A 21,671-nucleotide genomic window follows, 5' to 3' on the forward strand; every position below is an offset into this window, starting at 1 on the left:
TGGATGAAGTGGTCGGAAGTGCTGCCGGGCAAGCCCTACCCCCTGGGCGCGACGTATCAGGGCAACGGAGTCAACTTCGCTGTCTTCAGCGAGCATGCCCGCAAGATGGAGGTCTGCCTCTTCGACTCGCGCGACCCGTCGCGCGAGCTGGGCCGCTACTCCCTCCCGGAGCACAACCAGCACGTCTGGCATGGCTTCATCCCCGAGCTGCAGACGGGCACGCTCTACGGACTGCGTGCCCACGGGCCCTACGAGCCCCGGCGCGGCCTGCGCTTCAACCCGCATAAGCTGCTGGTGGACCCCTACGCCCGCGCCCTGCACGGGCAGGTGGACTTCTCCGCCCCGGTCTACTCCTACCTGCAGGGGGATCCGGAGCAGGACCTCGGCTTCGACATCCGCGACAGCGCCACGGGAATGCCCAAGGCGGTGGTGCTCACGGATGACTTCGACTGGGAGGGGGACCGTCCCCCCGCGGTGCCCTGGCACCGCACCCTGCTCTACGAGGCCCACGTCAAGGGACTCACCCGGCTGCACCCCTCCGTCCCCGAGCACCAGCGCGGCACCTACGCGGGGCTCGCCCACCCGGCGGTGATCGATCACCTGCTGCAACTGGGTGTCACCGCGGTGGAGCTGCTGCCCGTGCAGGCCCACGTGGACGAGCCCTTCCTCGTCAACAAGGGCTTCACCAACTACTGGGGCTACAGCACCCTGAACTACTTCGCCCCGGACGCGCGCTTCAGCGGCTCGGGCTCGCGCGGCGGCCAGGTGGCCGAGTTCAAGTCCATGGTGAAGGCGCTCCACCGCGCCGGCATCGAGGTCATCCTCGACGTCGTCTACAACCACACCGGCGAGGGCAACCACCTGGGGCCCACCCTGTCCTTCAAGGGCCTGGACAACTCCGCCTACTACCGGCTGAACGACAAGGAGCCGCGCTACTACCAGGACTTCACCGGCACGGGGAACTCGTGGAACGCCACGCACCCCTACGCGCTCAAGCTCATCATGGACAGCCTGCGCTACTGGGTGCAGGTGATGCACGTGGACGGCTTCCGCTTCGACCTGGCCACCACGCTGGGGCGGGACCGGACGGGCTATGACACCCGCGCCGCCTTCTTCCAGATGGTGCACCAGGATCCGGTGCTCAGCCGGGTGAAGCTCATCGCCGAGCCCTGGGACGTGGGGGACTTCGGCTACCAGGTGGGCAACTTCCCCGTCATCTGGAGCGAGTGGAACGGCAAGTACCGCGACACCATCCGCCGCTACTGGCGGGGGGACGAGCGGCAGGCGGCGGAGATCGGCTGCCGGCTCACGGGCTCCTCGGATCTGTTCGCGCTGGGCGGACGCAAGCCCACCGCGAGCATCAACTTCATCACCGCCCACGACGGCTTCACCCTGCACGACCTCGTCACCTACGAGCAGAAGCACAACGAGGCCAACCTCGAGGACAACCGGGACGGGGGCAACGACAACCACGCGTGGAACTGCGGCGTGGAGGGCGAGACGCGCGACCTGGCCGTCAACGCGCTGCGCGAGCAGCAGAAGCGCAACTTCCTCGCCACGCTCTTCCTGTCCCAGGGCGTGCCCATGCTGGTGGCCGGCGACGAGATGGGCCGCACCCAGCGGGGCAACAACAACGCCTACTGTCAGGACAACCCCCTGTCGTGGGTGGAGTGGCGGCTCACCGAGCCCCAGCGCAAGCTGCTGGACTTCACCCGGCGCATGAGCCGCCTGCGCCGCGAGCAGCCCGTGCTCTCCAAGCGCCGCTTCTTCCGGGGCGCCACGCTCTTCGACAGCGAGCTCAAGGACCTGGCGTGGTTCCGTCCGGACGGCCAGGAGATGAAGAAGGAGGACTGGGAGAAGCCCTTCGCGCGCTCGTTGTGCTTCCTGCTGGGCGGGGATGCCATCGCCACCCCGGATGACGCGGGCCAGCGCATCGTCGGGGACACCATCCTGGTGCTGATGAACGCCCACCACGAGCCCATCACCTTCCACCTGCCCGCCATCGAGTGGGGCGCGGACTGGGAAGAGGTGGTGGACACGAGTCAGTCGCGCGTCTCGCTCCACCCCCACACCCCCGCGGGGGGAACCCTGGTGGTCGCGGGCCGCTCGCTGCGGGTCCTGCGCCGTCCCGCCGTCGATTAGACGGGCTACTTCCCGCGGGACGCGTGGCAAGGGGGTCGACGGAGCCCCTCCCCCTGATGATAGGGAGGGGTCCATCCCTGGTGGGATCCAGGAAGGAACCGCTTGAATACGAACGTCGCGCTCTGGGTGGGCTTCAACCTCTTCGTGCTGGCCATGCTCGCCCTGGACCTGGGCGTCTTCCATCGCAAGGAGCACGTGGTCTCGCCCAAGGAGGCGGGTCTGTGGACGGTGGTGTGGATCGTCCTGAGCCTGGGCTTCTGCGGGATTCTGGGGCTCACCGGCTATTGGAACCACGAGCAGTCGCTGCAGTGGGTGACGGCCTACGTGGTCGAGTACGCGCTGTCGGTCGACAACCTCTTCGTCTTCCTCATGGTGTTCGCCTTCTTCCAGGTGCCGCTCGTGGTGCAGCACCGGGTGCTCTTCTGGGGCATCCTCGGGGCGTTCGTCATGCGCGCGGCCCTCATCCTGACGGGCACTGCGCTCGTGCAGCGCTTCCACTGGCTGCTCTACATCTTCGGCGCCTTCCTCATCTTCACGGCGGTGAAGATGGCCTTCTCCAAGGACGAGGACGCCGCGGAGCCGGAGCAGTCCCTGGTGATGCGCCTCGGCCGGCGCTTCCTGCCCGTGGCGCGCCAGAATGACGGCAACCGCTTCTTCACCATGGAGGACGGCCGGCGCAAGGTGACGCCCCTGTTCCTCGTGCTGCTGGTGGTGGAGACGACGGACCTGCTCTTCGCCCTGGACTCCATCCCCGCGGTGCTCGGCATCAGCCAGGACGCCTTCATCGTCTACACGTCCAACGTGTGCGCCATCCTCGGCCTGCGCTCGCTGTTCTTCGTGGTGGCCAGCCTCATGGACAAGTTCCACCTGCTCAAGGTGGGTCTGGGCATCATCCTCGGCTTCGTGGGCACGAAGATGGTCATCACCATCGTCGACATCCACATCTCCATCGGGCTGTCGCTGGGTGTGATTGGCGGGGTACTGCTGGGTTCCATCCTGGCCTCGCTCATCTGGCCCAAGGCCGCGGAGACCAGCGGTGTGCCGCACCCGTCCGCCGAGCCGGAGCGCGAGGACGCCTAGCTCGAGGGGTGGGCCGGTCGGGTACCAGGGCCCTGGAGGGTATCTCCCCGGGCGCCTCCCCGCGTGTTTGTCTTGCGTCCGGGGGGCCGGCGAGCCAATGGTGGGGCCATGTCCTCCGTCACCACCGAAGGCATTCGCGTCTCCGTCAAGCCCTCCTACTGGCCGGAGCGCAGCTCCCCGGACGCCCACCAGTACGCCTTCATGTACACGGTGGAAATCACCAACACCGGCCAGGAGCCGGCCCAGCTGCGCAGCCGCCACTGGGTCATCACCGATGCCAGCGGCAAGGTGGAGGAGGTGCGGGGCGAGGGTGTCGTGGGCAAGCAGCCCCGGCTCGAGCCCGGCGAGCGCTTCGAGTACACGAGCTGGGCTCAGCTGCGCACGCCCTTCGGCTCCATGCGGGGCTCCTACACCCTGGTGCGTCCCGACGGCCGCCAGTTCGAGGCCCGCATCGGTGAGTTCGCCCTCACCCAGCCCCACTCGCTGCACTGAGCCCGCGCCATGCCACTCAAGGGTCTCCTCCTGGTCAACCTGGGCACGCCGGACGCCCCCGAGACGGGCGCCGTGCGCCGCTACCTGCGCGAGTTCCTCAGCGACCCCCGTGTGCTGGACATCCACCCCGTGGGCCGCTCGCTGCTGCTCAACTTCATCATCCTGCCCTTCCGCTCGCCCAGGAGCGCGCACGCCTACCGCACCGTGTGGATGGAGCAGGGCTCGCCCCTCCTGGTGCACTCGCGGGCCCTCGCGGCCGCCGTGGCCGGGCGGCTCGCCGACGAGTACGCCGTGGAGCTGGCCATGCGCTATGGCAACCCGTCCCTGCCGGACGCGGTGGCGCGCCTGCGCGCGCGGGGCGTGACGGACTTCACCGTGATGCCGCTCTACCCCCAGGAGGCCCCGTCCTCCTCGGGCTCCACGCTGGCGCGCACCTATGAGGTGCTCGGCCAGTCCTGGGACGTGCCCAACGTGCGCGCCGTGCCCGCCTTCCACAGTCACCCGGCCTTCCTGGACGCCTTCGCCGAGGTGGCCCGCCCCGTCATCTCCAATGCCCGGGCCGAGTACGTCCTCTTCAGCTTCCACGGGGTGCCCGAGCGGCACGTGCGCAAGAGCGATCCCTCCGGCAAGCACTGCCTCGAATCGGCCGGGTGCTGCGACGCCCTCACGGACGCCAACCGCCACTGTTACCGCGCCCAGTGCTACTCCACGGCGCGAGGGCTCGCCGCGCGCCTGGGGCTACCCGCCGACGGCTGGAGCGTGTCCTTCCAGTCCCGCCTGGGCCGCACGCCTTGGGTGAGCCCGTACACGGATCTGGTGCTGCCGGAGCTGGCGGCGCGGGGCATCAAGCGGCTGGCGGTGATGTGCCCCGCCTTCGTCGCCGACTGTCTGGAGACGGTGGAGGAAGTGGGCGTGCGCGAGAAGGAGCGCTTCCTCGCCAGCGGTGGGGAGTCGCTCACGCTCGTGCCCTCGCTCAACGCCCACCCGGCCTGGGTGGATGCCGTGGTGAGGCTCGTGCGCGAGTCGGCGGCTACTTCGTCGCCTGCCGTTGCAGCAGCTCCGCCGGTACCGGCTCCACCGGCTTGAGGCTCAGCACACGCTCGCCCGCCGGCAGGCCGGGCAGGGTGAGCCCCTCGGTGCGCGTGGTCATCCGGGCCTCCCAGGAGCGCCACCGGCCCGCCTTCACGAGGAACTGCCCCCGGCCACTCACCCGCACCTCGGCGGACAGCTCCGGCAGGGTCTCGGGGGTCTTGGCGGCCGCGGCCTTGCCGCGCGCGTTCTTCTTCACGGACAGGGGCGCGTTCTCGTGCGCGTGGGAGTGCTCGCGCCGTTTGGCCTTGAGCGGGCCCTGCTGGCCGATGACGCTCTCGAACAGCTCGTATTCGAGCGTCGCCACCTGCTCGCCGTCCGCCAGGGGGGTGAGCGCGGTGAGCTTCACCTCGCTCTTGTGCTGGGTGTTCTTCTGCCGGAAGCCCGCGGGCAGATCGTTCATGTCCACCAGGTCCGTCGCCAGGACCCAGGCGGAGCCCGGGCCCACGGGGTCCATGGGCAGCTCCAGCACCATCACCGCCAGGTTGCGCATCGCCCCGGACAGTCCCTCCAGCACGAAGCCGCGCTCGCTCATCCGCCCCTGTTGTGTCTCTCCGGCCGGAGCCTCCGGGATGAGGGCGAAGGGCAGGGCTCCCTCGGTGGGCGTGCTCCCGCGCAGCAGGAAGAAGGTGGAAGTCCGGGCGGCGGTGGCGACGGAGCCCTCCTCGGGGGAAGCGGCGCGCTTGCGGCTCTTCTTGTTGGCGCGGCTCTTCTTCTTGCTCGCGGCCGGAGGCTTGGGCTCGGGGGCGGCGCCAGGGGTGGCGGACAGGGTGAGCTGGTAGGCGGTGGGCGCGTCGAGCTTCCAGCGCAGCAGCACCTTGGAGGGATCCACCGGCGCGGGCACGGGAGCCTGGGCGGGCGGGGTCAGGGCGCCGGGCGCGCCGCGGGGACGGGTGCTGGGCTCGATCCGGCCCACGGACTCGTCCTTGCAGGCGGAGATCAGGCAGAAGGCGGCGAGCAGGCCAACGAGGCGCCGGTTCACGGGGCTGGCTCCTGGGGGAGGGCGGCGAGAGGGGGCTCCGGGAGTGGAGCCCCGCGCACTCTACGGCAGTGTGTCCGGAGCCTGAAATTGGCGGCCGGGGCAGGAATGCTACTCGCCTGGAGTCCGAGGCGCGGCGGCGCGGCTCAACCGGTCCCTCACGGCGAGGCCCAGGCCCTCGGCCCGGGGCAGGCAGGCCACCAGCACGTCATGGCCCTGCTCGTCCGCCTCGCGCAGCCGGGTGTACAGGACGCGTGCCGCCGCGGAGGGCTCCTCCGGGACGTCATGGCGGGGGATGCCGGGGGCGAGCGCCAGTCCCGGTGGGCCCAGCACGGCCACGCGCTGGCCCCGGGCGCGCAGGGACTCCACGCGCGCGGCGACCTCCGAGGGCTCGGCGAGGACGACGCCCGCCCGGGGCGCGTAGTGCGAGGCGAGGCTGCCCGAGACGCGCACCGTGGAGGAGACGCGCACGGGCACCGGCCGCCCGAGGACGCGCGAGAGCTCCTCCACCGCGAGGCCCCCGGGGCGCAGCACCGCGGGCTCTCCCTGGCTGAGGTCGACGATGGTGGACTCCACGCCCACCGTGCACGGGCCGCCGTCGAGCACCAGGTCCACGTCCGCGCCGAGATCCGCCCGGACGTGCTCCGCCGTGGTGGGGCTCACCCGGCCGAAGCGGTTGGCGCTCGGCGCGGCCACGCCTCCGTCGAGGGCTTCCAGCACCGCGCGGGCGAGGGGGTGGTGGGGGACGCGTAGGGCCACCGTGTCCTGTCCACCCGTCACCGCGTCCGTGGCGCGGGGGGAGCGGGGCAGCACGAGGGTGAGGGGGCCGGGCCAGAAGGCCTCGGCGAGGCGCCAGGCGTCCTCGGGGACGTGGCGGGCCCAGGAGGAGAGCGCCTGGGCCTCGGCCACGTGGACGATGAGCGGATGGGTGGCGGGGCGGCCCTTGATGGCGAAGACGCGGCGCACGGCCAGCTCGTCCTCGGCGTTGGCGGCGAGGCCGTAGACGGTTTCCGTTGGCAAGGCGATGACACCGCCGCGCCGCAGCAATTCCACTGCCCGTATGAGGAGGTCCGAGGTAAGCATTCCAGTCGGGCCAATCTGGCCCCCGGAGGGGACGATGGGCAAGTCGCAGGTGTTCGAGGCGCGCAGTCAGGTGCCGGTGAGCGCGGAGGAACTCTTCGCCTGGCATGCGCGCGAGGGAGCCTTCCTGCGCCTGACACCTCCCTGGGAGCCCGTCGAGGTGGTGTCCCAGCAGGGCGAGGGCATCCACGAGGGGACGCGCATCCAGCTGCGCATGAAGGTGGGGCCGGTGTCGCTGCCCTGGACGGCGCGGCACACCCGCTATGTGCCCGGCTCGCTCTTCCAGGACGTGCAGGAGTCGGGGCCCTTTTCGCGCTGGGTGCATACGCACCGGATGTGGAACGAGGCCGGGGGAGGCGCGGTGCTGGAGGACGAGGTGGAGTACGCGCTGCCGGTGGGAGTGCTCGGGAGGGTGGCGGGCGGCGGCTACGCGCGGCATCGGCTGGAGCGGATGTTCGCCTACCGCCACGCGGTGACGCGCGCGGATGTCCGGAGGCATGCGGCCTTCGCGGGAGAGCCCCGGCTGACGGTGGCGCTCAGTGGCGCGTCGGGGCTGGTGGGCAGCGCGCTCAGGCCCTTCCTCACGACGGGGGGCCACCGGGTGCGGCGGCTGGTGCGGGGCCAACCCGAGGCGGGGGACATTGCCTTCGCGCCCGGGCTGGGAGAGATGGACGTGGCGGCGCTGGAGGGGGTGGACGCGGTGGTGCACCTGGCCGGAGCGCCCATCGCCGAGGGGCGGTGGACGCACGAGCGCAAGGAACTCATCCGCCGCAGCCGGGTGGAGGGCACGCGGGTGTTGTGCGAGTCGCTCGCGCGGCTGGCGCGTCCCCCGCGCGTGCTGGTGTGCGCGTCGGCGGTGGGGTTCTACGGAGACCGTGGAGACGAGGAGTTGTCCGAGTCCAGCGCGCCGGGCACGGGCTTCCTCGCCGACGTCACGCGCGAGTGGGAGGCGGCGACGGCGCCGGCGGAGGCGGCGGGCATCCGGGTGGTGCACCTGCGGCTGGGGGTGGTGTTGGGGGCGGGTGGGGGCGCGCTGGCGAAGATGCTGCCGGCCTTCCAGGCGGGAGCCGGAGGGCGCATCGGCACGGGCCAGCAGTGGATGAGCTGGGTGTCGCTGGAGGACGTGCTCGGGCTGGTGAACTTCGCCCTGTTCACGCCGGAGCTGCGCGGGGCGGTGAACACGGTGGCCCCCACGCCGGTGCGTCAGGAGGAGTTCGCTCGGATATTGGGGCGGGTGCTGTCGCGGCCGGCGGTGGTTCCGTTGCCTGGCGCCGCCGTGCGCACGCTCTTCGGGGAGATGGGCGAGGCGACGCTGCTGGGCGGCGCGCGCGTCCTTCCACGGGTGGCCCTGCGCCAGGGGTTCTCCTTCCTCCACCCCTCGTTGGAGGAGACGCTGCGCTTCACGCTCGGCGAGACGACGGAGGGTCCCCGCTTCCGTCACGGGTGACTTCCCCCCCCCGTAATCACAGCCTGCCAGACAGAGAATCGCCGGAGGTTTGTGCTGGACGCCAGGCAAGCCTCCCTCGGTCCGAGGGGCCTGCGGGAACGGGACATCACATCTGCTCTTCCTGTTCTCCGAAAGAAGAGACGAAGCGTCCATCGCCACCGAACGCTCGAGTTCGGACGTCATGACGCCGAGGAAGCTGCCATGGCTGAGGGAAACGAGACCAGCCCCGAGCCGCAGGAAGCCAGCCGCCCCAAGCAGGAAGAAACTCCACTCATCTACGGGGAAGTCCGGAAGAGGATCTATAAGCGGCTGGGGCTCAAGGGCCTGCTGGGACTCTCCGTCCTCGGCCTCCTCGCTTCCATCTGGTGGAACTGGGAGAAGGTCCAGAAGCAGCCTGTCGTGTCGGACCTCGTCCGGCTGCTCTCGCGTAAACCACTCCCGAAGGCTGACCCCCAGCGATTCAGCATCGCCATGACTCATCTGGAAAACGACATCGGGGGCGAGAACGAACGCCTTGTCTCGGAGGCGCTCAAGGAGTTCGAAGGCATTCAAATCATCAAGCTCGACAGGGCGCTGACTCTCGAAGGGACCATTCCCGAGGTAGAGGAGAGCGCCGGTCATGAGCAGGCACGCAAATACCTCCAGGCCACAGGCGCCGACATCCTGCTCTGGGGCACAGTCCTCCACCATGATGGCAAGAGCCTGCCCAAGCTCTATTGGACGACAGCAAGAGACGTGAATCGCGACAGGGGGTGGGGGCGATACCAGCTTGGCAGCGAGAGCTTCGAGCTTCCCTCCCTCTTCTGGGAGGACCTCGGCAAGCTCCTTCAGCTCCTGGCGCTGACCCAACATGCCGAGTTTGAGGATCAACGGGGGCATTACATTGCTGACCAACTCGGGCCTTTCATCAACAAGGTCAGGAAGCTCCTCCAGGATGGTGTCATGAGACCGGGTTGGAGTGTCGCTGCTCGCGCTTCGACGAGACACCTCCTCGCGGACGCACTGACCTTGGTGGGCAGGCAAACGGGAGAGAATGCCCCTCTCGAGGAGGCGGTGGCCGCCTACCGCACGGCCCTTGGGGAAAGGACTCGGCAGCGCGTGCCCCTCGACTGGGCTGCAACGCAGAACGACCTGGGTGCTGCGCTGACGGTGCTCGGGGAGCGTGAGGCTGGCACCGCACGCCTGGAGGAGGCGGTGGCCGCCTACCGCGCGGCCCTGGAGGAAAGGACTCGGCAGCGCGTGCCCCTCGACTGGGCTGCAACGCAGCACAACCTGGGCAATGCGCTGCTGCGGCTCGGGGATCGTGAGGCTGGCACCGCACGTCTGGAGGAGGCGGTGGCCGCCTACCGCGCGGCCCTGGAGGAAGGGACCCGGCAGCGCGTACCCCTCGATTGGGCTGAAACGCAGAGCAACCTGGGCATTGCGCTGCGGCTGCTCGGGGAGCGTGAGGCTGGTCCCGCACGCCTGGAGGAGGCGGTGGCCGCCTTCCGCGCGGCCCTGGAGGTAAGGACCCGGCAGCGCATGCCCCTCGAATGGGCTGAAACGCGGAAGGACCTGAAGGCTGTGCTTCAGATCCTGGGACAGCGGACGGAATACCGGCGTGCGGCAGTGCATGCACGCCCAGTACCGCCGCGCCGCGTATCCGACCCTGCGTCAGGGCAGTGAGTCCCACGTCCGACACAGGGGTGAACTCAGGTCCGCGGGCACGCAGCTCCGCGTGCACGCGAGTGCTGCCGTATGTGCGGCGACTGTCCTGGTGCACCTACTTCACCACCTCGCTCCACTAAAACGGATCAGGCCCATTTTCAGTCGACCGCCTGGCAGGAATGGAGGTCGCGGAGGGTGAATTCCGCTTCCGCCCCCTGTTCTGCCGGTGTGAAGAGAAGGGTCTGGCTTTCGCCCGCGGTGAGATCGAAAGCATTGTCGGAGAACCGGCCCTCGATATCGGCCTCGAGCATCACGAAGAGTGCCAGTCCCTTGGACGAAAGCGTGAGCTCGTAGCTGCCGTTGGCGCTCCGGACCGTGCGGGCAGAGAGTCCCGGCGGCTCCAGTTCGAGCTGCTTGTAGGTGCCGTTGACGTGGTGCCCCCTGCCCGACGAACCGTCCGAAGCGGAATAGGACCACATGAGCAGGCGCCCCTCGGGCACGCTGTCGGCTGGCAGCGAAATCAGCGTGGATGCAGCATCCGGCCGGCAGGTGCCACGCGCGGTGGTCAGCGGCGAGCGTTGGCCATCCATCGAGACGGTGAAGAACTCGGCCGAAACCTCGGTGGGTTGGGGGGTGTCGTTGACCATGGCCATGTCGATCACCTTGCCGTCGGCTGACGGGATCGCGAAGAGGCTGACGGGCTCGAAGAATCGCCGCGCCTGATAATGCAGGGCCTTCCAGTTGCCGCCGTGATCCAGGCTTGCCCAAGAGGCCACCGGCCAGGTGTCGTTGAGCTGCCAGATGAGCGTGCCCATGCAATGGGGCTTCAGCGATCGCCAGAATTCGACGGCGGTCTTGATCGCCACTCCCTGCTGGATTTGCGAGAGATAGACAAAGTTGTGGAAATCATTTGGGAAACGGAAATAGCGGAACATGGTGCCCGCGATGCGCTCGTTGCCGCCAGGATTCTTCTGGTGCACCTCCATCACCGGAGACGCGATGTTGATGTCTTTCTTGTCGGCGAACCGGCTGATCAGCAGGTTCGACGTATAGGACTGGAAGCCGAATTCCGAGCAGAAACGCGGCTTGACCGCGCGATAATGATCGAACGACTTGTTCTCGTGCCAGACCGACCAGAAATGCATGTCGCCGGAGCCGTCGGCATGCCAGGCATCGCCGAAATTGAGATGGCCGTGGGACGGACTCGATGGCCACCAGATGATCTCCGGATTGGCCTTCTTGGCGGCGGCCTCGATCGTCCGGTTCAGCCGGTCATAGGAGACGAGGTAGCGATCGCGGTTCTTCTGGGAGACCTCGAACCAGGTGAGTGCGCCCACGAGTTCGTTGTCGCCGCACCAGAGCGCGATCGAGGCGTGATGTGAGAGCCGCCGCACCTGGTAGTCCACCTCGGCCGCGACATTGTCGAGGAATTCGGGTGTCGAGGGGTAGAGATTGCAGGCGAACATGAAGTCCTGCCAGACCATCAGCCCTAGGCGGTCGCAGGTGTCGTAGAACCCGTCGTGCTCGTAGAAGCCGCCACCCCAGACGCGGATCATGTTCATGTTCGCGTCGACCGCCGACTGCAAGAGCGCCTCGGTCTTCTCGGGGCTCGTCTTGGAGAAGAGCGCGTCGGCCGGAATCCAGTTCGCGCCCTTGCAGAAGATCTCGCGGCCATTGACCTTGAAGGCAAAGCGGGTGCCTGCCTCGTCCTTGTCGGTGATGAGCTCGATCGTGCGGATGCCAATCTGGCGGGTTACGGTTTCGCCAGGGATCGTGACCTTGAGTTCGTAGAGCTCCTGCTTGCCGCTGCCGACAGGCCACCAGAGGCGCGGTCGCTCGACGACGAAGAGTCGGTGGAGCACCGTCTCGCCGGCATTCGCACCGCAATCGAGCCGCACCGTCTCGCCGTCGAATTCGAATTCGACCGGCAGCACGCACGGGTCTACGGCGAAGAGGGTCAGGACGACGTCGAGTTCGACCGAGCCGTTCGCCAGATGGCGCTGCTTGACCGTGAGATGTTCGATGCGTGCCGGGTCCATCTTGCGCAGCTTGACCGAGCCGTAGAGGCCGAGCGGCGCGAGCGCGATGTTCCAGTCCCAGCCGAAGTGGCATTGAGGCTTGCGCAACATGTTTCCGTATGGAATCGGCGAGTTCCTGGTCCACGGCACCTCGAAGGGCTGCCGATCATGGACCGCCTTGCCGGCCTTGACTGGGGAATGCAGGAGCACCTCGATCGTGTTCTCTCCCGCGACGAGGATTTTCGACACGTCGGGCCGATAGCGGCGGAAGCAGTTGTCGGCCTCCAGTACCCTCTCTCCATTGACGCGGAGGGTCGCGACCGTGTCGACGAAATCCAGGTCGAGATACCAGCTTCCATCCAAATCGGAGGCGTCCAGTCGGAAGCTGCGCGAGAGTCTCCAATCCTTGTGCGCCACCCACTGCACCTCGGCTTCGTTCTTGCCGAAGTAGGGATCGGGGATGAGGCCCTGTTCCTGCAAAGCGGAATGGACGTCGCCCGGTAGGGTGATCTTGAGATCCGGCCGTTGGCCTTCGGCATCGAGCGACCAGATGCCACCAAGGTCGATTTGGGTGGTTTCAGGCATCTTGTATTCTGAGCACATTCGTGCGTGTGGAGCACCTTGCTTGTACGCCGTTCTCGGGGAGGCACTACAGCATTCGTTTGGCGCAACAGGTAGAGGGTCGTCACCCCAGGGCTTGAGAAAGAGCGGCCCTTGGTGGACGAGCACAAACAAGGATGTGGAGGGAACTTGAATCTGGTTCGATGGTGCCGAGCGGTTTCGAAGATGAAGTTCGTGTTCAGCTCCGACATGATTGTCTGGTTCGACATTCCGAACGCCGAACTCTACAACACCGTGGGATGGGGCAATGACAGGTCCAATGAAGACCCTCCCGGTGAGCAGATCTACTTCTGGAGCAACAGGGCCGCGATGTTCCTGTGCCAGGGGCGGGGATACAAGACGGGATTCTTCACGGGCCACCAGGACCGCGCCAATGGTCTGACCGGCTTGTTCTGCCTCGCGAACACGAATGTTCAGGTCGTGTCCGTTGCTTCCAATGACACGCGGTTCAGCTTCGGAGGGAGAACCCTCCCCGGCGTTCCCATCTATTGGCTCTGGTATGAATCCAATATCGCCGCGAACGAGGTCTGCGGCTATCACGGATACCAAACGGGTATCCTGAGCGATATGTCGGTCACTGGCCAGGGGTTTTCCTGGCTGGGTTTCAGATGCTGGAACTGAGGGCGTGAATCGCCCCATTTCGTCCAGGTAGCTCTTTCGTTCATGATGAGATGTCATGAACGAAAGACTCTGATTTCGAGCCGGGTCCCCGCCGCACGACGGGATGCGACGGGGACCGCCTGGACGAAGATCTATCTCAGCGAGGTGGGCGGCTCGTAATCGAACGAGATGGACTCGTGGAAGTGTTGATACAGCCATTGCCCATTGCGCTTGACCAGGACGAAGGTCGCGCGAGTGGGCTGCACCATCTCCGCGCTCCCCGGCCTGTTCTCATAGACCCAGGTGTAGTTGCAGAAGGCGTAGGCCGTGTCTCCCGTCTGGAAGATCTGCAGGTTGCTGATGTCTCCGCTGTTGATGATGAGCGTGTCCAGGAAGCTCTGGTAGTAGGGCTCCAGGTTGGTGACCCCGACGATGGGCTGGTTCAGCTCCGCCGCGACATAGGTCACGCTGCTGGGATTCACGGTGTCCCAGAGACCCAACAGCATCTGCATGTCTTCCTGGATGAACCCGTTCGCGTAGTCCTCGATGGCCTGGCGGATGGCCAGCTCGTCGGCCGTCACCAGCCCCTCGATGGACCGGGTCGTTTTCGTATCGCGGTAGGGTTCCGACGCGTTGCCGCAGCCGAGGGCCCCCGTCAGGAGGCCGATCGCGATGGAGAGTTGGAGAGTACGCATGATTCCCTCGAAGACAAAATGGCTCACAAGTTGAACGACGATTCCCGGATGGTGCAGCCTTCGCGGTACCCGTTTCAGCGGCGGGATGCGCCCTTTTCCACGTGCGAGAAGGGTGCCAGCACTGCGTCCAGGCTTCAGGGAGATGCTCTCGCGGTGGAAGCCCTTGGAATCGCTCGATGTGTGGGGGGCGCGACCCCCTTCACGAGGGAGGGTCAATATTCGCTGACGAGTCAAACCCAACCCGGACGCGCGTGACGAGCACCCACGGAGGTCGAATTCCTCTCGAAATCCTTGCGCGGCTTGCAAGGAAGTGTGTTCTCCTGGTCCGTTCCTGTCAATACCACGAAAGGAGGAAGGGCGTGGTGTGCGGGCCGGTCTCGTGGCGGGTTAGGCTCGGGGCATGGCCTCCAAGAAAGCCTCGGGTAGTGGTTGTGGTTCCGTGCTGCTGGGTCTGGTGTTGATCGGTTCCTGCGCGATGTGCACGGCCCCGGGTACCCGGGCTCCGACGAACCCGCCCCCTGCCTCCCCCGTGATGCAGGTACAACCCACCCCTGCTTCGGAACCGCCGGCTCCCGTCCCGAGCAAGAAGAAGAAGCGGACGGCGAAGGTGAGCCCGGACGTGGTGCCCACGAAGCGTGAGCCAGCGGAGTCCACCCCCTCTCCGACCGCGGCGAAGCCGGATGTGGACCTCACGCGAGAGCCCCCGCCGACGTGGGACGCTCCGCCGGACGAGCCCACCTCTCCGCCCTCTCGCGGTTGTTGCAAGGTCTGCACGCGAGGGTGTCCATGTGGGGATTCCTGTATCTCGTGTAGCAAGACGTGCCGCCGGGGTCCCGGATGTGCGTGTTGAAGCGGCGGGCCCCGGCGCAGGGGCTACTGTGGCTCGCCTGGTGTTGAGCGCCGGGCCGCGGTTGCCCACGGGCCCAAGCCCCCTGTCATCCGACCAGCATCCAGTTAAAACCTTGTTTCCCTGTTTAAGTCGATCCAATATATCGACGCTCCGCTCTCGGCGCTCGCAATGTTGGCCCGTCGCCGAGGCCGGCGACATCGATGCCATTGCGTCCATGACGCTCATTGCAAGGGATCGCACCATGCCGAAGTTGAATCAACTCTCGTCCCACCTCCGTCCCGCCCGCCGAGCCTGGCCGGCGCTCGCCGCCCTCGCCCTGGCCGCGAGCGCGCCGGCGGCCCATGCCGATTCGATGATCTACGGCGGAGGCCCGTTCTATTCCGGCGGCACCGCGGTGATGGACGACCTGCGCGGCTCGGGCTTCACCACCGTGATGCTGTGGAGCTTCCACATCGAGGACAACGGCGACCTGGTCTACAACGACATCCCGGTGGTCAAGAACGGCGCCTACATCGGCGACCCGGCCTGGCCGACGCGGCTGGCCACGCTCAAGACCGCGCCGACCTCGGTCAATCGCATCGAAGTGTCGACCGGCGCCTGGAGTGTTCCCGATTTCGAGCGCATGGCCAGGCTGGTCAACGGCACCGCCGCCGGCTGCGGCAGCACCATCGTCTGCGGCACTGGCAGCAACAGCATCCTGTACCGCAACTTCCAGGTGCTGAAGACCGTCACCGGCGCCGACGCGGTGAATTTCGACGACGAGAGTGCCTACGACCTCTCCCCGACCACCCAGTTCGGGCAGATGCTGATCGGACTGGGCTACAAGATCACCTTCGCTCCCTACACCAATCAGACCTTCTGGAAGAACCTCAAGGACAACCTCGGCAGCGCGGTCGATAACATCTACCTGCAGGTGTACGACGGCGGCGCTGGCAACAATCCGGCCAGTTGGAACACCGCGATGGGCATGAGCGTCGACCCGGGCCTGTGGTCGCGCCACGGCACCGGCTGCGGCAGCGGCGACAGTCCGACCACGGTACAGAGCAAGATGAGCAACTGGAAGGCCACCGCTGGCATCGGCGGCGGCTTCATGTGGCTGTATGACGACATCCAGAAGTGCTGGTCGCAGGGCACGACCGCGCAGTACGCGGCGGCGATCAACACCGCGGTCAGCGGCAACACTCCGCCGGTGGCCAATTTCGGCCTCACCGTGAGCGGACTGACCGCGACCTTCAGCGACTCCTCCAGCGACGCCGATGGCAGCATCGCCTCGCGCAGCTGGAGTTTCGGCGACGGCAGCGGCTCGACCGCGACCAACCCCAGTCATGTCTACGCCAGCGCCGGCAACTACAACGTCAGCCTGACCGTGGCCGACAACGGCGGTGCCAGCCACACCAAGACCCAGACCGTCTCGGTCGGCGCCGGCTACGTCAACCTGGCGCTCAACAAGCCGGCGACCGGCTCCAGCGCCTGCAACAGCAACGAAACGCCGGCCAAGGCGGTCAACGGCAGCGTCTCCGGCGGCACCACCGACAAGTTCTGCTCGTTGACCTCTCCGTCCTGGCTGCAGGTCGATCTCGGCTCGGTGCAGACGGTCAGCAGCTTCGTGGTCAGGCATGCCGGCGCGGGCGGCGAATCGAACACCTGGAACACCAAGGCCTTCACCATCCAGACTTCCAGCAATGGCACCAGCTGGAGCACCCCGGTGACGGTGACCAACAACACCGCCGACGCCTCGACCCACTCGATCAGCGCCACCTCGGCGCGCTACATCAAGTTCAACGTGACCACCCCGTCCCAGAACGGCGACCCGGCGACGCGCATCTACGAATTCGAGGTGCGCTGACCCCGGCGAGTGCGTCCACCGAGCGCCGGGTGGGGTGCCCCGGCGAGGCCTCGCCGCCTCGCAGGTGTCCCGGGAAGGGTGTCGGATCTATGGGGCACTCCGTGTGTTCGTGGTGGCGCTCGTGCGCAGGAACGCCGCCACCCGCTCGGAGGCATTGCGGCGGATGTTCATGTAGAAGAGCTGGAACTCCACGGGATGGTGGTTGCCCTTGCCCAGCGCGTGGTCGAGCAGCCGGCTCATGAGGTCCCGTGGCAGTTCGCCGCCGACGAGGACCTCCAGCCTCCCCTCCTTGCAGTGCGCACCGGTGAGACCTGGCATCACGTGGGGTGGGGTCGTTTCGAGGAACACGGCTCCTTCGTTTTGCTCCCGGGGGGCCGGTTCCGGGTCGTGCCGCCAGGTCAGGGGATTCACGCAGAGGGAGCGGTCTCCCGTGGACTCTGTGTCCGTCACGGAATCCCGCACCTGGATTCGCTCCGCGTAGCCGGCACTGCGTGCGTTCCAGCTGATGAGACAGCCGGTCTGCTCGGGTGACGCGCAGAAGGGAATGTCGGGAAGGCTCTGCCGGAGCGCACCCTCCGGCATCGGAATCCCAAGGAGATACGCGGCGACGAGCTGGTGCCGGAGTGGCGTCCCGCTCACGGCTTCACGCAGGAGGCGTCGGGCATGCACGGTTCCCTGGCTGTGTGCCGCGAGAATGAAGGGCCGTCCGTGATTGTATCTCTCCCGCCAGTAGCGGAACGCCGCGGCGACGTCCTGGTAGGCGAGCTCCGCCGCTGCCAGGCCCTCCGCACTCCGCTCGGTGAAGGCGGTCAGGTTCGCCTGTCGGTAGCGAGGCGCGTAGATGGCGCAACAGGCGTTGAAGGCGCTTGCTTGAATGAGTGTCGCCACCCGGTCGGTCGCCGTGTTGAGGGACACCTCATCGACAGGGCCATTCCACTCGCCACCGACATACGTGGTGGGATGGATGTAGAAGACATCCACGGGTGCCTGGGACTGATCGATGCCCGGGCTCGACGGGAGCACCGTGTCCGCGAGATCATGGAGTTCGGGAAGTGCGCTCCAGGCGGAGGGCTGGGTGTAGTCGGGCGGTGCGGGGGGACGCGCCTCGTTGAAGGGCGTCCTGGGGGTGATCGACCACAGGAAGATGGGGGCGAAGTTCATCACCAGCAGCACCCCCAACAGGGTGCATGCCGAGAGCATGGCGGCGATGACGCACCGGAGCCTGTTCCGCATCCTGGGACAATAAGGAAGACAGGCGGGACCTGTCAAAGGATGCCATTTGCCACCGCAGGAGGTCCGGAGTGGAATCCAGACCGGTGCGCGAGAGCGCGTCGTGGTCAGCGAACATCAGGGAATGCTGCCGACCTGCACCAACTGCCATTGCTGGTTGGCGCCGCCGTTCCACGGCCATTGAATGACGTTCGCACCATTGGTCGTGGCGCCGTCTTCCACGTCGGCGACCATGCCGCTGCTCCGGCTCACGAGCTGGACGTAACCGCCGTCCACGTCGACGAGCTGCCACTCTTGATTGGCGCTACCCCGGCTCGTGTACTGGATGAGGTGCGCTCCCGCCGTGGTGGAGGCGCCGCTGACGTCCAGTGTTCTACCGCTGTTGCGATTGACCAGGTTGTAGTATCCGCCGCCGACGTCGACCAGGCGCCATTCATCGTTGGTGGTGCTGTCGAGGTAGTCCCACTGAATGGCCTCCGCGGTGTCGGACCTCGAAGCGTTCTGGATGACGAGCGCCTTGCCGCTCTGCCGGTTGATGATTTTGTAGATGGCGCTCGGAACCACTGGCACGTTCTGGGCCGTGATACGGATCGCCGCTCCACCGTTCGCTCTCAAGGGAAGGTTGAGAACGCTATTGCTCGTGACCGACTGCACCTGGTACGCGATGTCGTTGTCCGAGGTCCCATCCGTATAGATGTGCGCGGTGTAGCTCGTGCCGGTGGTCAGGAACGACAAGGGAATCGCCGCCGTCCTGCCCGTACCGCTGACGATCGTGCCGACGTACCAGTCATCTCCCCGCCGGCGCGCGAGCGTGGCGTACTGGCTCGGATTTCCCTCCAGCAGGCGTGTGTCGTCCCAGGTCGACGGAAGTGCGCGCAAGAACTCTCGGGCAATGCTGTTGTGGTACATCGCCCCATGGTCGGAGTAGTGCTGGACGTAGGACGAGAACAGGACGAGCAGCGCCGTCTGATGCGCCCAGGTGGTCTGTCCGCCGGAGTTCGAGTAGGCGCCGGGCGTGTAGTCCATGGGCCCGATGGCATTGCGGGTGAAGATCAACGAGAGATTGTGCGACGCGGAGAGTTCTCCTTGTTCCGCGCCGAAGACGCCTTCCTGGCTGAGGACGTGGGGCCACTTGCGGCCAAGACCGTTCGGCTTGGTGCATCCATGGAAGTTGACGAGCAACCGGTACTCCGCCGCGACCTGGGCGAGCTTCTCGTAGAGTTGCATCGTGGCCTGATGATCGTCATCGAAGAAGTCGACCTTGATGCCACGCACTCCCCAGCCCGACCAGCGGCTGAACAGCGTGCGCATCTGCGCCTCGGTTTTGACGTTCTCGTCGTTCACCCAGAGCCAGATGCCGACGTTCTTCGTGTTCGCATGGCTGACGAGCGACGGAACCCAGCTCTCCTGCCAGCCGTCGTCAACCAGGTAATACTCCCAGCCCATCGACGCGGCGGAGTCGATGAACGCGACGTGCGTGTTGTAATCTGATTGATTGCCACCCGCTCGCCATGACCAGGCCGCGCGGCCCGGCCGGATCCAGGAGGTATCGGCGAGTTGGGACGGTGCGCTCAGATTCTCGACCAGGGTCGACTCGACGATGTTGGCGAGCGATCCGATGACCGCGAGCCTCCAGGGGCTATTGAACTGCCGCGACGCATTCACGCTCGCCGCGGTCGGCCAGACGAACCGCAAATTGTTCCCACTGCCGCCGGCCAGCTGTGCCGTGTGATAGCTCCCCCCGATGTCGCTTTCGGCCAGCAGCATCCACCGACTGCCCGCCGTTGCCAGGACCGGCATGCCGAAATTGCCGGTGATGAAGCTGCTGCGCGCCGTGTAGTAGCCTTCGTAGTTCGACACGTAGGACTGCGCATGACCCGTCGCCGCGTCCGGCAGGTTGAACGCGCTGCTTTCACCGTAGATGGTGAGGGAGCCGCTTCCGGGAACGCGATAGCGATAGGCGATGCCATCGTTATACGCGCGCATGACCAACTGCAACTCCTGACCGCCCTTCGAGAAGCGCAGGAGCGCTTCGTTGGCGTTGTTGACGTAGCTCGCCTTCTTCCGGCCGGGCAGGGAGTATCTCTCGTTGATGACGGTGTCGCTCCGGCCGACGAAGCTCACACCGCTCGAGAAATCGCCGATGCTGGTGCTGATACCCAACGCGGAGCTTTCGATCACCACGGCTCCGCCCTGCGTGACGGAGTAGCTCAGGGCGCCGGCGGAACTGCGGTTGACGGAAATGCTGATCGAGCCGTTGGGCGAGGACACGCTCCATTGCGCCCACGCGTCGGCGGGAAGCAGCGCCAGCAGGCCAATACTTAACAATCCTGCACGGAGGAATTGCATCAGACGTTTCTCCTTGGGGGTAATGACGAGATTACACGGATTTTATGGATTAAGCAGCTTAAGGCGTTTTTTGGTCGGGTGCGCGGACCCGGCTTGTCATGGCGCTGGTGGCGCGGGAGTCCCCTTGCCGTCGCGTCGCCCGGCTGCTAGCCATGAGCCATTCCGTTGGGGTGCCCCTTCCCGGGGGCTGAGAGGCCAGGCGCCAACCCATCGAACCTGATCCGGCTAGGACCGGCGTAGGGAACGGAGAGCAGCAGGGGAGCGCGATCTCTCGGTCGTGGCCCCGGAGCTTCCTCTGAACCCTCGCCGGTTCTCGAAGAGAGGAAGCACGATGCGGACGCCTACAACCAGCGGCTACACGATCCTCGGCGCTGGGGTCATGGGCCTGTGCACCGCCGTCGAACTCGCGAGCCGCGGCGGGCGGGTGACGCTGGTCGATCCCCAGCCCGAACCAGGTCCCCATGCCTGTTCCTGGTGGGCGGGTGGGATGCTCGCCCCCTTCTGCGAGGGCGAGACGGCCGAGGAGCCGGTGATCCGGCTCGGCCAGACGGCCGCCGACTGGTGGGCGGCGCAAGGGGTGGAGGTCATCTGCCGCGGCACGCTGGTGCTCGCCCTGGGCCGCGACCGGGCCGAGCTCGACCGCTTCGCCGCCCGGACGCGGGAGCACCAGTGGATGGGCGGCGAGGCGCTCGCAGCGCTCGAGCCCGAGCTCGACGGCCGCTTCCACCGCGGGCTCTTCTTCCCGACCGAGGCGCATCTGACGCCGCGCGTGGCCCTCTCCACCCTGCGCGCCCGTGCCGCGGCGCTCGGCGTCGCCTTCGCGGAGACCGCGCCCGAGGGCCAGCGCATCGACTGCCGGGGCCTCGCCGCGCGCGACTCGCTCCCCGAGCTGCGCGGCGTGAAAGGCGAGATGCTCGTGCTGCGCCTCCCCGACCTCGCCCTCTCGCGTCCGATCCGGCTCCTCCACCCGCGCATCCCGGTCTACCTCGTCCCCCGCGGCGGTGGGGTCTACATGCTCGGCGCCACGATGATCGAAAGCGCCGAGCGCGGGCGCGCGAGCGTGCGCTCGGTCATGGAGCTCCTCAGCGCCGCCTATGCGCTGCACCCGGCCTTCGGAGAGGCCGAGATCCTCGAGATCGGCACCGATGCGCGGCCCGCCTTCCCCGACAACGTCCCGCGTCTCATCCGGCGCGACGGCACGCTCTTCCTCAACGGCCTCTACCGCCACGGCTACTTGATGGCGCCGGTCCTGGCGCGGATGGCGGCCGACCACCTTCTGTCCGGCGAACCCGTGGAGCTCCTGCAATGAAGATCACCGTGAACGGCGAGACACGCGAGACGGCGAGCGAGACGCTCGGCGCGCTCCTCCTTGAACTGGGCCATGGCGATGCCAGGGTCGCGACCGCGGTGAACGAGGCTTTCGTGCCCGCCGCCGCGCGCGACGGGCTTCAGCTCGTCGCGGGCGACCGGGTGGAGATCGTGACGCCCCGGCAGGGAGGCTGAGCC

The 21,671-nt window shown here is 67.0% G+C and carries 16 protein-coding genes and 1 riboswitch; of the genes, 10 read left to right on the top strand and 6 right to left on the bottom strand.

The annotated features are described in order from the left end of the window. The first annotated feature begins 3 nt into the window (after window positions 1-3). The 4 genes from glgX to hemH all read left to right on the top strand — a co-directional run bounded on the left by glgX (window position 4) and on the right by hemH (window position 4,800). Window positions 4-2,142 (top strand): glycogen debranching protein GlgX, encoded by a 2,139-nt coding sequence (gene glgX / locus CYFUS_RS11250; RefSeq protein ID WP_095985221.1) that lies wholly within the window; start codon window positions 4-6, stop codon window positions 2,140-2,142. A 102-nt stretch (window positions 2,143-2,244) separates the two neighbouring features. Beyond that, entirely contained in the window at window positions 2,245-3,222 is a 978-nt protein-coding gene (locus tag CYFUS_RS11255) for a TerC family protein (RefSeq protein ID WP_095985222.1), read from the top strand. A gap of 108 nt (window positions 3,223-3,330) precedes the next feature. Beyond that, entirely contained in the window at window positions 3,331-3,714 is a 384-nt protein-coding gene (apaG, locus tag CYFUS_RS11260) for a Co2+/Mg2+ efflux protein ApaG (protein WP_095985223.1), read from the top strand. A 9-nt stretch (window positions 3,715-3,723) separates the two neighbouring features. Continuing rightward, window positions 3,724-4,800: a ferrochelatase gene (hemH, locus tag CYFUS_RS11265; protein ID WP_095985224.1), complete on the top strand. Its 1,077-nt coding sequence runs from the start codon at window positions 3,724-3,726 to the stop codon at window positions 4,798-4,800. Here the strand turns inward: hemH and CYFUS_RS11270 are convergent. Continuing rightward, window positions 4,745-5,785, bottom strand: a complete 1,041-nt coding sequence (locus CYFUS_RS11270; RefSeq protein WP_095985225.1) for a hypothetical protein — start codon at window positions 5,783-5,785, stop codon at window positions 4,745-4,747. The genes hemH and CYFUS_RS11270 overlap by 56 nt on opposite strands. Window positions 5,786-5,893: 108 nt before the next feature. Next, window positions 5,894-6,802 (bottom strand): L-threonylcarbamoyladenylate synthase, encoded by a 909-nt coding sequence (locus CYFUS_RS11275; protein ID WP_232537495.1) that lies wholly within the window; start codon window positions 6,800-6,802, stop codon window positions 5,894-5,896. A 97-nt stretch (window positions 6,803-6,899) separates the two neighbouring features. On the opposite strand from CYFUS_RS11275, the gene CYFUS_RS11280 reads away from it, so the two are divergent. Together CYFUS_RS11280 and CYFUS_RS11285 are read left to right on the top strand one after the other, a co-directional pair. After that, entirely contained in the window at window positions 6,900-8,309 is a 1,410-nt protein-coding gene (locus CYFUS_RS11280; RefSeq protein WP_095985227.1) for a TIGR01777 family oxidoreductase, read from the top strand. Window positions 8,310-8,510: 201 nt separating this feature from the next. Then, window positions 8,511-9,974: a tetratricopeptide repeat protein gene (locus CYFUS_RS11285; protein WP_095985228.1), complete on the top strand. Its 1,464-nt coding sequence runs from the start codon at window positions 8,511-8,513 to the stop codon at window positions 9,972-9,974. 140 nt (window positions 9,975-10,114) lie between these two features. Here the strand turns inward: CYFUS_RS11285 and CYFUS_RS11290 are convergent, their stop codons facing one another. Then, the gene (locus tag CYFUS_RS11290) at window positions 10,115-12,559 is read right to left on the bottom strand and encodes a beta-mannosidase (RefSeq protein ID WP_095985229.1); all 2,445 of its coding nucleotides are present in this window, start codon (window positions 12,557-12,559) and stop codon (window positions 10,115-10,117) included. A gap of 201 nt (window positions 12,560-12,760) precedes the next feature. Between CYFUS_RS11290 and CYFUS_RS11295 the strand changes: the two genes are divergently transcribed. Continuing rightward, window positions 12,761-13,216: a hypothetical protein gene (locus CYFUS_RS11295; RefSeq protein WP_095985230.1), complete on the top strand. Its 456-nt coding sequence runs from the start codon at window positions 12,761-12,763 to the stop codon at window positions 13,214-13,216. 131 nt (window positions 13,217-13,347) lie between these two features. Here CYFUS_RS11295 and CYFUS_RS11300 read toward each other — a convergent pair whose 3' ends face one another. Beyond that, window positions 13,348-13,890: a YybH family protein gene (locus tag CYFUS_RS11300; protein ID WP_095985231.1), complete on the bottom strand. Its 543-nt coding sequence runs from the start codon at window positions 13,888-13,890 to the stop codon at window positions 13,348-13,350. Window positions 13,891-14,981: 1,091 nt separating this feature from the next. On the opposite strand from CYFUS_RS11300, the gene CYFUS_RS11310 reads away from it, so the two are divergent. Next, window positions 14,982-16,586, top strand: coding sequence for a PKD domain-containing protein (locus tag CYFUS_RS11310; RefSeq protein ID WP_095985233.1), 1,605 nt, complete (start codon window positions 14,982-14,984; stop codon window positions 16,584-16,586). A gap of 87 nt (window positions 16,587-16,673) precedes the next feature. On the opposite strand, the gene CYFUS_RS11315 is transcribed toward CYFUS_RS11310, so the two are convergent. Both CYFUS_RS11315 and CYFUS_RS11320 read right to left on the bottom strand, forming a co-directional pair. Continuing rightward, window positions 16,674-17,819 carry a DUF3089 domain-containing protein gene (locus tag CYFUS_RS11315; RefSeq protein ID WP_095985234.1) on the bottom strand — a complete coding sequence of 382 codons (1,146 nt, stop codon included), beginning with the start codon at window positions 17,817-17,819 and terminating at the stop codon, window positions 16,674-16,676. A 114-nt stretch (window positions 17,820-17,933) separates the two neighbouring features. Continuing rightward, window positions 17,934-20,165 (bottom strand): glycoside hydrolase family 97 catalytic domain-containing protein, encoded by a 2,232-nt coding sequence (locus tag CYFUS_RS11320; RefSeq protein ID WP_095985235.1) that lies wholly within the window; start codon window positions 20,163-20,165, stop codon window positions 17,934-17,936. Between the two features lie 156 nt (window positions 20,166-20,321). Then, window positions 20,322-20,425, top strand: a riboswitch (TPP riboswitch). A 71-nt stretch (window positions 20,426-20,496) separates the two neighbouring features. Between CYFUS_RS11320 and CYFUS_RS11325 the strand changes: the two genes are divergently transcribed. Together CYFUS_RS11325 and thiS are read left to right on the top strand one after the other, a co-directional pair. Continuing rightward, window positions 20,497-21,474 (top strand): FAD-dependent oxidoreductase, encoded by a 978-nt coding sequence (locus CYFUS_RS11325; protein ID WP_095985236.1) that lies wholly within the window; start codon window positions 20,497-20,499, stop codon window positions 21,472-21,474. After that, window positions 21,471-21,668 carry a sulfur carrier protein ThiS gene (thiS, locus tag CYFUS_RS11330; RefSeq protein WP_095985237.1) on the top strand — a complete coding sequence of 66 codons (198 nt, stop codon included), beginning with the start codon at window positions 21,471-21,473 and terminating at the stop codon, window positions 21,666-21,668. Before CYFUS_RS11325 ends, thiS begins: the two co-directional genes overlap by 4 nt. The last annotated feature ends 3 nt before the right edge of the window (window positions 21,669-21,671 follow it).

It is taken from the genome of Cystobacter fuscus, from assembly GCF_002305875.1.
Lineage (GTDB): Bacteria > Myxococcota > Myxococcia > Myxococcales > Myxococcaceae > Cystobacter > Cystobacter fuscus_A.

Excerpts from the sequence above, each read along its gene's own strand:
- CYFUS_RS11280 (WP_095985227.1), top strand. The coding sequence starts at position 6,900 with ATGGGCAAGTCGCAGGTGTTCGAGGCGCGCAGTCAGGTGCCGGTGAGC.
- apaG (WP_095985223.1), top strand. The coding sequence starts at position 3,331 with ATGTCCTCCGTCACCACCGAAGGCATTCGCGTCTCCGTCAAGCCCTCC.
- CYFUS_RS11290 (WP_095985229.1), bottom strand. The coding sequence starts at position 12,559 with ATGCCTGAAACCACCCAAATCGACCTTGGTGGCATCTGGTCGCTCGAT.
- CYFUS_RS11315 (WP_095985234.1), bottom strand. The coding sequence starts at position 17,819 with ATGCGGAACAGGCTCCGGTGCGTCATCGCCGCCATGCTCTCGGCATGC.
- CYFUS_RS11325 (WP_095985236.1), top strand. The coding sequence starts at position 20,497 with ATGCGGACGCCTACAACCAGCGGCTACACGATCCTCGGCGCTGGGGTC.
- CYFUS_RS11295 (WP_095985230.1), top strand. The coding sequence starts at position 12,761 with ATGAAGTTCGTGTTCAGCTCCGACATGATTGTCTGGTTCGACATTCCG.
- glgX (WP_095985221.1), top strand. The coding sequence starts at position 4 with ATGAAGTGGTCGGAAGTGCTGCCGGGCAAGCCCTACCCCCTGGGCGCG.
- CYFUS_RS11300 (WP_095985231.1), bottom strand. The coding sequence starts at position 13,890 with ATGCGTACTCTCCAACTCTCCATCGCGATCGGCCTCCTGACGGGGGCC.
- hemH (WP_095985224.1), top strand. The coding sequence starts at position 3,724 with ATGCCACTCAAGGGTCTCCTCCTGGTCAACCTGGGCACGCCGGACGCC.
- CYFUS_RS11320 (WP_095985235.1), bottom strand. The coding sequence starts at position 20,165 with ATGCAATTCCTCCGTGCAGGATTGTTAAGTATTGGCCTGCTGGCGCTG.
- CYFUS_RS11285 (WP_095985228.1), top strand. The coding sequence starts at position 8,511 with ATGGCTGAGGGAAACGAGACCAGCCCCGAGCCGCAGGAAGCCAGCCGC.
- CYFUS_RS11310 (WP_095985233.1), top strand. The coding sequence starts at position 14,982 with ATGCCGAAGTTGAATCAACTCTCGTCCCACCTCCGTCCCGCCCGCCGA.
- thiS (WP_095985237.1), top strand. The coding sequence starts at position 21,471 with ATGAAGATCACCGTGAACGGCGAGACACGCGAGACGGCGAGCGAGACG.